The following is a 2643-nucleotide window of genomic DNA, read 5'->3' as shown; positions in this document are numbered from 1 at the left end:
AGGTGGGCGCGGTCATCATTCGCAACACTCGGCGCATACGGGTGTTGATGAGCGATGCCTATCCTTACAAAGACGAACTCTCTGACCTGGTGCGTCAACTGGTTCCGGGATAGAAGCCTGGGCTCCCCCGGCCCGACTCAATGGGGGAAAGGGGGCCGTGTGTCCGGACAACAGGAATTGATCGATTATTGATCAGTCACGGCCGCCAATGAGCGGTAATGGCGGTAACCCGCACAGTCTGCGAGACTTGCTGGGGACCTATGAGAAATCCGGGCTAGGAGGCGTGGCACTATTCGTAGTGGTGACGACCTGGCTACTGCATGGCATACTGCTACAGAATCTTGCTCGGGATTTTTTGGGTGAGCGTCTTCAGCGCGAAGCCGACCATGCCGTCACGCAGCTTGAGCAAGGTGAAGCCGCCGTGCCTGCCGCGCTTGACTCGGTTAGCCAAGGCTATCAAGTCTTTCATCATCTCTACGTACTCCGCTTCAACGGCTCGGTCAGCGCTTCCGACCCACAATGGCAGCAACAGCTGGCTTCGCTGCTAGATGAAAGCGGTGATGCTCTAATAGACGTGAATCGCGGCGAGCAACACATGCTCGTCTATCGTCGCCATTTTGAATGGCAGGGCACGCAGGGTGTGCTGCTGGTGGGTGAGGACTTCTCTCAAGTAGAAGCAGGGCTTGCAACATTGCACTGGTGGGTCGGTGGGATTGCCAGCGCGCTGTTAGGAATGCTCATCATACTCAACATGTTAGCGGTTAATCGTGGACTCAAGCCACTCTGGCAACTGCGTCAACAGCTTGAAGCATTGCGAGCGGGCAAACGTGATCGCTTGTCATTAATAGCCCCTTCTGAGCTAGATGAATTAGTCGACCAGTTGAACTGGTTTATGGATGACATTGACCTTCGCTTGAAGCGCTCCAGAGAGTCGGTCGCGAACCTATCACATGCATTAAAAACCCCGCTGGCAGCCGTTACCCAAGTACTGCGTGGCAATCGGCCCATTGATGAAACCCGACGCCATAAACTGCTCAGCCGTATTGAGGATATTAACGCCCAGCTGGATGCGGAGCTGCGTCGCTCACGTATTGCAGGCCCTAACGCGGGGCGAATGGCCAACGTCACGCGTGATAGTTCACGGCTCATCGAGATGTTCCGCAGCCTTTACCCTGAGCGTATCTTCAACCTCGCCCACTCGGCAGGCGAGAAAGACCAAGTGCCTATTGAGGCTCACGACTTTTCTGAAATATTAGGCATCGTGCTCGATAACGCTGGCAAATGGTCAAATAGGTGCGTTAATTGTGTTATTGCCGTCTCCGCTACCACACTCACGCTCACCATTGATGATGACGGCCTCGGCGTTGCAGAAGAGGATCTTTCGCGCTTGGGAGAGCGTGGCGCACGACTGGATGAACGCCGTCCCGGCTACGGTTTAGGCCTGTCGATTCTTGCGCAGTTAGTTGAACGTTACTTGGGGCACTCACATTTTGAGCGTAGTCCACTGGGGGGCTTGCGCGTTACGATTACCCTGCCTCTAGCGGGTGAAGTAGCTAATTAATCATTATTCAGCTTTGTTTCAGGTTCTTCCATCAAGATGGTGCCATTCATCATTGATGGGAGTTACACATGGCACGCTCAAGCATTATTTCTCACCCGCTTTCTCGCCGGCAAGTCCTAAAAGGCGGTGCTGCCTTAGGGTTAGGTTCCGCTGCCGCAATGGGACTAACTCCCGCCTGGGCAAGCCCCTGGGGCCGTACGAATGTCTATGCACAGGGCGTCGAAGAAGGGCCCGAGATATCACTCGCTATCCGCCGTGAATCCATTCCGATTGACGGACAAGAAGCCCACCCAATTACCATTAACGGTACCAGTCCTGGCCCGCTGATTCGTTTGAAAGAAGGTCAAGACGCCGTACTGCGTGTCACCAACCTGCTGGACGAGTCCACCTCCATCCACTGGCATGGTCTTATTCTACCGCCGGAAATGGATGGTGTGCCTGGTGTCAGTTTTGCCGGTATCGCCCCTGGTGAAACTTTTACCTATCGTTTCCCTGTCAGGCAGAACGGCACCTACTGGTACCACAGCCACTCAGGTCTGCAGGAACAGCTAGGCCATGCGGGGCCGCTGATTATCGACGCCGCCGAGCGCGAGCCTATCCGTTACGACCGTGAGCATGTGTTACTGCTCACCGACTGGACCTTTGAAGAACCGATGTCGGTGTTCCGTAATCTGAAAACCATGGAAGGCTATTACAACTTCCAAGAGCGCACGATTGCTGATTTTTTCGCCGATGTACGCGAAAAGGGTTTCTCACAAACCGCCGAGATGCGCGGTATGTGGGCCCAAATGCGTATGAGCTCGCGGGATATCGCCGATGTCACCGGCAGCACTTATACCTACCTGCTCAACGGCCACTCCCCCCAGGAAAACTGGAACGCGCTGTTCAAGGCCGGTGAGCGGGTACGGCTACGCGTGATTAACGGTTCGGCCATGTCATACTTCGATGTCCGTATACCTGGCCTGAAGATGACCGTGGTGGCCGCCGATGGCCAGCCAGTGCAACCCGTGCCTGTTGATGAGTTCCGTATTGGCGTGGCGGAAACGTACGATGTGCTTGTTTCACCAGAAGATGATCGAGCC

Annotated in this window: 2 protein-coding genes; both read left to right on the top strand. The window is 55.0% G+C overall.

Features of this window, described 5'->3' with window-relative positions; genetic code table 11:
• The first annotated feature begins 283 nt into the window (after positions 1 to 283).
• A complete protein-coding gene (locus tag BIS10_RS18225; RefSeq protein ID WP_253507524.1) occupies positions 284 to 1561 on the top strand; it encodes a sensor histidine kinase in 1278 nt (425 codons plus the stop codon).
• A gap of 68 nt (positions 1562 to 1629) precedes the next feature.
• Positions 1630 to 2643: copper resistance system multicopper oxidase (locus BIS10_RS18220; protein ID WP_253507521.1), on the top strand; the 1014-nt coding region annotated here is incomplete at its 3' end.

The organism is Halomonas sp. 707B3 (genome assembly GCF_024158645.1).
GTDB lineage: Bacteria > Pseudomonadota > Gammaproteobacteria > Pseudomonadales > Halomonadaceae > Vreelandella > Vreelandella lionensis.
This window is presented reverse-complemented; position numbering and strand designations above follow the sequence as displayed.